The organism is Deinococcus misasensis DSM 22328, assembly GCF_000745915.1.
GTDB classification, from domain to species: domain Bacteria; phylum Deinococcota; class Deinococci; order Deinococcales; family Deinococcaceae; genus Deinococcus_C; species Deinococcus_C misasensis.
This window is the reverse complement of the sequence record NZ_JQKG01000094.1, coordinates 1-3,787: the sequence shown is the minus strand read 5'-3', so window position 1 is coordinate 3,787 and position 3,787 is coordinate 1. Positions and strand designations below refer to the sequence as shown.

4 protein-coding genes are annotated in these 3,787 nt (G+C 52.3%); 2 read left to right on the top strand and 2 right to left on the bottom strand.

The features are described 5' to 3' along the window. The first annotated feature begins 204 nt into the window (after nt 1-204). Together Q371_RS23195 and Q371_RS23190 are read left to right on the top strand one after the other, a co-directional pair. Nucleotides 205-774 (top strand): DUF1802 family protein, encoded by a 570-nt coding sequence (locus tag Q371_RS23195; protein ID WP_034345414.1) that lies wholly within the window; start codon nt 205-207, stop codon nt 772-774. A 398-nt stretch (nt 775-1,172) separates the two neighbouring features. After that, nucleotides 1,173-1,589, top strand: a complete 417-nt coding sequence (locus Q371_RS23190) for a hypothetical protein (RefSeq protein WP_034345411.1) — start codon at nt 1,173-1,175, stop codon at nt 1,587-1,589. A 65-nt stretch (nt 1,590-1,654) separates the two neighbouring features. Here the strand turns inward: Q371_RS23190 and Q371_RS23185 are convergent, their stop codons facing one another. Both Q371_RS23185 and Q371_RS23180 read right to left on the bottom strand, forming a co-directional pair. Continuing rightward, a complete protein-coding gene (locus tag Q371_RS23185; protein WP_034345408.1) occupies nt 1,655-2,173 on the bottom strand; it encodes a 3'-5' exonuclease in 519 nt (172 codons plus the stop codon). Nucleotides 2,174-2,190: 17 nt separating this feature from the next. Beyond that, nucleotides 2,191-3,624: a radical SAM protein gene (locus Q371_RS23180; protein ID WP_034345405.1), complete on the bottom strand. Its 1,434-nt coding sequence runs from the start codon at nt 3,622-3,624 to the stop codon at nt 2,191-2,193. Nucleotides 3,625-3,787: the final 163 nt, after the last annotated feature.

Below are 3,787 nucleotides of genomic sequence, written 5' to 3'. Positions count from 1 at the left end.
GAGCCGACGCTCTTCGAGCTGCATGCGGCTCAGATGTCCGGGTCGCCATGCCATACCACCACGTTACTCTACCGACTTTTCAGAGTGCCAATAGAGAATAATGGTGGTGGCGCAGGCCAAATACATCCTCATCACTCTAGCAAGCCCTTCAAATTCTCTCAAGGGCCTTGTGTAGAGGGGGTGGGGAAACTTACACTCGTGGGCATGAACGTCCAGAGCCTGTATGCCCTCAAAGAATGGAATGCCCAGATTCAAACTTTGCTGCAAGGACAGTACGCAGTCCTCATTCGCAAAGGAGGAATCATTGAAAAGAACCTCGAATTTGAAATTGAGCACCGCGAGTTCTTTTTGTACCCCACCTATTTGCATCAGAACAAACTGGAAATCAAGCCAGAGCACCTTGCCCTGGTGGAAGACCCTCTTGCCACTGAGCAGGTGCATTTCACTGCGTTTGCCAGAGTGAAAGCCGTTTGGAAAGTGGAGGATCTTTCCAGAGCCCTGCAGATGGAACCTTTTCAGGCCCTGAACCAGAAAGCCATTGAGCGCCGTTTTCTTTACCGAAACAAACCGTATGTGCATGTGTTGCTGCTGGAAGTCTCCAGATTGGAACAGCCTTTTGAATTGCTGGAAACCCCTGAAATGCTGGGATGCCTCAGTTGGGTGCCTCTGGATCAGGAGCATGTGGTCAAAGCGACTTCTGTTTTGCCTGATGGAGGCCTGCAAAAGCTTTTTCATGAACTTCAGAGCATTCTGGGTGCCCCTTTGATGGAATGAATTTTCAGCAAAAAGGGCATCCTCCTGACAGAGGCCAGTGTTTTGGGACATGGCAGGGATCACACCAGAATTCTGAAAATGCAAGCTCAATGCAGTTTATGGAGTGTGCGTTTCGTAACGAAAGGGCACGATGAAGCCCATTGTGTAAAGCACCTGTGATTGATCGTTATTTTCCAGATGTTGAACAGTGCTGGTGCAAATGGGCATCCTTCAGGTAAATTATGAATTTTGGATGAAAATGAGAAGCACTTGATGGAGCCTTCCACAAATCAATCATGCAGATCACCTTCGTTTTGAACCTGTAGCGTCCATAAATCATGCACATTTTTCAGTTAACATGCACTTGCAAAAAAAAGCCCATTGTGAATACAATGGCTCGAAGCAAGGAGTGTGCTTTTATGAATTTACGTAGACTGAGTGAACAGGTGGCCCTTCTCAAGAACCCTCAACGCAGCGATCAATTCGTTCGCCAATTTCGCAATGCAGTGCGCGATGGTGTCTTTGATGCCACCGAACTTCCTGAGCGTTTTGAATTGCCCAAGCAATACGCCAAACGTGGACAGGATGCTGCATACAGCAAAAGCGTGAAAGAAATGGTGTTCGAAATCAATCCTGCATTTGAGCAGTGGTTTGATGAACTGGACAACCAACTCACCCAGAACAAACGCACCCGCAAAATCAAACCCAGCCTGGAAGCTTTCTCCAAAGGCGAACTGGATTTCAAAGCACTGGCCGCAGCCACCCGTGCCAAAATGAAAGCCAGCGAAGAAAAAGGCAAAAAACTGGGTGCAACCCGCAAAGGCCGCAAGAAGTAAACTTCAAAACCAAAGAGGAGGGAACCCCCTCCTCTTTTTTGATGTCCTCTTTTGACTTGTGAAATTCAGAGGTTCACTTGCAAAGCTCTGGACAGGTGAATGAAAGCCTGTGCAGTCACTTGCACATCCCCCATGGAACGGTGCCTTTCGGTAAAGGTGAGCTCCAACCGTGAAGCCAGCAAATCCAGTTTGTGGCTGCGCTCTCTGGGGTACGCCCGTCTGGACAGTTGCATGGTGCAAATCTGCGCTCTGGGCGGGAATTCCAGTCCGAGCTTCTGGGCATTGGCCTGAATGAACCCCACATCAAAAGAGATGTTGTGGGCCACCAGAGGCTTCCTTTTGATGAACGCCAGAAATTCTGGCAACACCAGATCGATGGTGGGGGCATGCTTCACATCCAGATCCCTCAGGCCATGCACTTTGGTGGCGAAATAAGGAATGGGACGCTGGGGATTCACCAGCGAATGGAAGATCTCGTCTTCCACGATTTCGCCGTTTCGCACAACAACCGCGCCAATTTCCACAATGGCGTCCCGCTCTGGAGAAAGCCCTGTGGTTTCCAGGTCAAAGACAACGTAGTCCACAGATTCAGTGTACTCCGTTATGCCTGACCGCGCTGCTCTTTTACGGCATGGGCAGAATAGCCAAACTGCAACCCAGAGCTGGAACCCTGCTTCAGGATCACTCTGGCAAGCTCACCGAGGGTGGCCCCACCGGGCAGCACAGGCATCCTGAGGTCCTGCGAAAGCTCGGTCAGGCTCATGTTGTCGAGCATGAGCTCGGTGCCGTAACGCAAAGTGGTGGGAGGGACGATCAAGAGGTCCGCCTCAGAAGGTTGCACGGCATGGCGGAAACAACGCCCGGTCAGCAAACCTGCCACGGTGGTGTTTTCCCCGAACGTGCGGTTGGTGACCGCCCGAACCTCGATGTCCAGCCCTTTGATTTTCCGCAGGGGCTCTACAGCCAGATCCAGAGAACCAGCAAACAGTTTCCCGGTGCCCAGAATGACCTTCTGGGGGATTTCCAGTGCCTCAGGCAGCTCTGGGAGGGGTTCGTTCAGGAAGTCGCGCACCATCCCCACACCGTTTTCCAGCATCGGGAAGCCCTCGTAGTCCTCCTCGGGAGGGATGGGCAGTCCAGCCAGAATGTAAAACTCATCGGAGGGGAAGATGAAACGGGTTCCACGCTCCTCCAGCATGCGTTTTCTCCAGACGTTTGCCCGACGGATCACGTCTTTGGCCTGCTCTGGAGAAAAAGTGGGCACCTGCGCCAGATTGGTGCGGTGGTCGGTCAGGCCCACCGGAACACAGGCCACCGAAAGCACATTCGGACGGCTGGTCAGATACTCCATGGTTTTGTCGAACTCGTCCCCGTCGTTGCGACCCGGCAGCATCACGATCTGGGTGTACAGGTCGATGGACTCCAGACGCTCAATCATGTGGCGGATGTCGGTGGCCTGCTGGTCTTTGACCTTCAGTTTCCACCACTTCATCATGTCCTGACGCAGTTCCTGGTTGGTGGTGTGCACCGATACGTAAAGCGGAGAGAGGTTCTCATTCAGAATCCGCTGGATGTCGTCTTCGGTCAGGTTGGTGAGGGTCACAAAAGAGCCGTACAGGAAAGACAGGCGGTAATCGTCGTCCATGATGTACAGGCTTTTCCGGAAGCCTTTTGGCATCTGGTGCACGTAACAGAAGTCGCACTTGTTGGCGCACTTCTTGATGCCGTCAAAGAGCACCTCTTCAAACTCCAGACCGGGATCTTCCCACTCCACTTCAAAAGTGAAGGTTTCCGCGGCTTCCACGGGTTTCAGGGTGTGGTGGTCTTGCTGAAAAGTGAACGTCGGCTGATCCAAATGGTGGGTTCTTGCCACCTCCAGAGTGGCCACCCCCTGCTCCAGGAGATATCTGTAAGCCAGAATGTCTGTGACAGACTGGTCATTCACACGCAACAACTGATCGCCAGGCTTCACACCTGCGCGCTGTGCAGGACTCCCTGGAGCAACTTCTTTGATTCGAGCCGGGTACACTTCCACCTACTGCCCTCCGAATTTACCATCTTAGCATGGTTGAACACAGCGATTGTTGAAGGGGTCGCAATTTTCAGGGGTGACGCACGTTAAGGCTGAAGGAGAAGCATCAGGAGGGTGGAGCGAAACTCATCACTCAACGCAGCTCGTTTCCTCTTGCGCTTCATTC